The sequence below is a fragment of the Streptomyces prasinopilosus genome, from assembly GCF_001419695.1.
GTDB classification, from domain to species: domain Bacteria; phylum Actinomycetota; class Actinomycetes; order Streptomycetales; family Streptomycetaceae; genus Streptomyces; species Streptomyces prasinopilosus.
The window spans coordinates 1-3,132 of sequence record NZ_LIRG01000754.1; the positions used below are offsets into that span (position 1 = coordinate 1).

Below are 3,132 nucleotides of genomic sequence, written 5' to 3' on the forward strand. Positions count from 1 at the left end.
GTGGGCCGGGTCCCGCGGGGGGATCAGTGGTAGGCCCTGCCGAGGTCCCGCTCGGCGTTCGAGGCGTCGTAGGCGCCGTCCTCGATGATGATGTCCTGGGCCACTTCCTCGCCCCGGGTGAAGGCGTCCAACGTCTCGAACGCCAGCGGGCCGAAGCGCGGGTTGGACTCGATCACGCCGGTGATCCAGCCGTCGACGATGCCCTGCACGGCGTTGCGCGTGCCGTCGACCGTGACGATCTCGACGTCGCCGGCCTTCTTGCCCGCGCCCTTGAGCGCGGCCACCGCGCCCAGACCCATCTCGTCGTTCTCCGCGTAGATGCCCTTGATGCCGGGCTTGGACTGGATGAGCTGCTCGGTGACCTGCTGGCCCTTCTCCCGGGCGAAGTCGCCGGTCTGCTCGAAGACGACCTTCAGGCCGGGGGCCTTCTCGGCCACGCGTTCCTTGAAGCCCTTGGTGCGTTCGGTGGTGACGTTGTTCCCGGCCGCGCCCAGCAGGATCGCGACCTCGCCCTCGCCGCCCGTGGCCTCGATCATCTGGTCGGCGGCCCGCCGGCCCTGCTCGACGAAGTCCGAGGCGATGAAGGAGACGTAGTCCTTGCAGGCCGTGGCGTTGATCTTGCGGTCGATCGTGACGATCGGGACCTTCCTGGCGGCGGCGGCCCGCAGCACCGGGTCCCAGCCGTCGGAGTTGAGCGGCGCGATGACCAGCAGGTCGGCCCCCTTGGCGAGCAGGTCCTGGACGTCGCTGATCTGCTTGGAGAACTGCGACTGGGCGTTGGCCGTCAGCAGCTTGACGCCCCGCTTCGCCGCCTCGTCCTCGATGGACCGGGTCTCGGCGATGCGGAACGGGTTGGCCTCCTTCTCCGACTGGGAGAAGCCGACGGTCGCGTCCTTGAGGTCGAGCTTCTCGCCGCCGTACGCGTCGATGGTGCAGGTCTTGCCGCCCGGCTTCGGCGAGGCGACCTTCTGGCCCGCGTCGGACGCGGCCGACGGGGACTTCCGGCCGGCCGACGCGTCGTCCTCCGACTTCGCGCAGGAGGTGGCGGTGAGGGCCACCGCGGCGGCCATGGCCACGATCACGGGACGGGCGAGGAGAGGAGAGCGGTGGGTGGTGCGCTGCATGGTGACCCCGATCCAGGTGACGCCGAGTGACGCTGAGAGGGAACTGGGGAGCGGTAGGGCGCGCGGAACAGGTGGGTGCTCCCGGTGTGCGAGGCGGCGTCCGGTGCGCCGCCCTCAGGTTTTTACATCGTTGGAAGGGCGGTGTAAACCCCTCGTGCACAAGGCGGGGCGGGAGCAACGCGGGGGAGAGGGCGACCGGTTGAGGAGGAGTCAGGTGCCCGTGCCGTGGACTGCCGGGGGCCGGCCCAGTGTGCTCTCCCGTTCGACCAGCCGGTGCCCGGCCCGGATGCGGCGCGGCTCGGGAGCCGCGTCGCGGAGCCGGGCGAGCACCGACTCGACGGCGAGACGGCCGATGGCCGCCTTGTCCGGTGACACCGAGGTCAGCGTGACCGCGCTGAAGCGCCCCTCGAGCACGTCGTCGAACCCGACGACCGCGATGTCCTCGGGCACCCGCAGGCCCCGCTCGTGCAGGACCCGCATCGCCCCGATGGCCATCGGGTCGTTGTAGGCGAACACCGCGTCGGGGCGCTCCCCGCCGTCCAGGATGTGGGCCATCGCCGCGGCTCCGTCCGCGTGCCCCCAGCCGTCGGTGGCGGCGACCAGGCTCCCGTCGGCCGGGAGTCCGGCCGCGGTGAGCTCCTCGCGCCAGCCCTGCACGCGCAGTTGGGCGGGCTGGCTGCGGCCCCGGCGCGCTCCGATGAACGCCACCCTCCGGCGCCCCAGCGAGACCAGGTGCCGGACGGCGGCACGCGCGGCGGCGACGTTGTCGATGGCGATGTGGTCGTACGGCAGGTCGTACTCCCGTTCGCCGAGCAGGACCAGCGGCACCGGCTCCGCGCGGTCCCGGAAGTCCTTGGCCTCCAGCTCGATCGGGCTGAGGATGAGGCCGTCGATGACCCTGGCCCGGAACCCCTGGCTGACCAGGATCTCCTGTTCGCGCCGGCCCCCGGTGTGGTCGAGCAGCACGATGTAGTCGTGCTCGGCCGCGGCGTCGATGACGGCGGCGGCGAGTTCGGCGAAGTAGGGGTTGCCCAGTTCGGGCAGGGCGAGCGCGATGATGCCGGTACGCCCCTTGCGCAGGTGGCGGGCGGCCAGGTTGGGCCGGTAGCCCAGGGCGTCGATGGACCTCTGGACGCGCTCGCGCATGGCGGGGGTGACGTGCTGGTAGTTGTTCACCACGTTGGAGACGGTCTTGATGGAGACCCCCGCGTGCGCGGCGACGTCCTTGAGGCTGACCCGCACGGCAATCCCTTCATGAGCGGCCCGAACCGGGGACCGGTGCGAATGCGGGTGCCGTCACCGTGAGCCGGGCGCCGAGCCGCCGGGCTCGAGTTTTACAACGTTATACATCCGTGTCCGGGACACTGACAAGGCCATGGGCGGGGGTGGGCCGCGGACGTCCTTCCGGCGGTGCCGAAACCGCTTCCCTCCCCGGCGGCGTTCTCGTGGGCCGGGGCCCGTCCGTGACGGTCGCGCACTCGGCCCAGACGGTCTTGCCGGGGCCGGTGCGGCCCGTCACGCCCCAGCGTGCGGCGAGTGCGTCGACGAGGGCCAGACCGCGGCCGTGTTCCTCGTCCGCCGCGGCCGCTGTGGGGACCGGGAGGGCGGGGTGGGTGTCGGACACCTCGACACGGATGACGCCCCGCGTGTCGTCGAGGGCGAGGAGCAGGGAGAAGCCCCGGCCGGGGACGCGGCCGTGCACGACGGCGTTCGCGGCGAGTTCGGCGACGATCAGCCGGGCCGGGTCCAGGGGCAGCCCCCAGGCGTCCAGGTGCTCGGCGGCGAGCAGGCGGGCGAGACGGGCGCCCCGGCGGGTGGCGGACAGCGGCACGGTGAACCGGTGGAGCGGGGTGCGCGGTGCGACGGTTTCTTGATTCACGTGACTCAGCGTGTCCAGTCACGGTCCCTTCGTGAAGATGGAGGGCCCGTGCGACCGGTGGCTGCCCGTGGCGTGCCCGGTCCCGTCCGGGCTGCCCGGCAGGTGGGGCGCCGGGCAGCCCGGACGGGA

3 protein-coding genes are annotated in these 3,132 nt (G+C 72.3%); all 3 read right to left on the reverse strand.

The genetic code is table 11. The features are described from left to right. Positions 1–23: 23 nt before the first annotated feature. Entirely contained in the window at positions 24–1,124 is a 1,101-nt protein-coding gene (locus tag AOK18_RS25830) for an ABC transporter substrate-binding protein (protein ID WP_055695898.1), read from the reverse strand. Between the two features lie 210 nt (positions 1,125–1,334). After that, complete coding sequence (locus AOK18_RS25835; protein ID WP_055570445.1) at positions 1,335–2,366, reverse strand: LacI family DNA-binding transcriptional regulator; 1,032 nt, start codon at positions 2,364–2,366, stop codon at positions 1,335–1,337. A 100-nt stretch (positions 2,367–2,466) separates the two neighbouring features. Further along, positions 2,467–3,003: an ATP-binding protein gene (locus AOK18_RS25840; RefSeq protein ID WP_079105183.1), complete on the reverse strand. Its 537-nt coding sequence runs from the start codon at positions 3,001–3,003 to the stop codon at positions 2,467–2,469. Positions 3,004–3,132 lie beyond the last annotated feature (129 nt).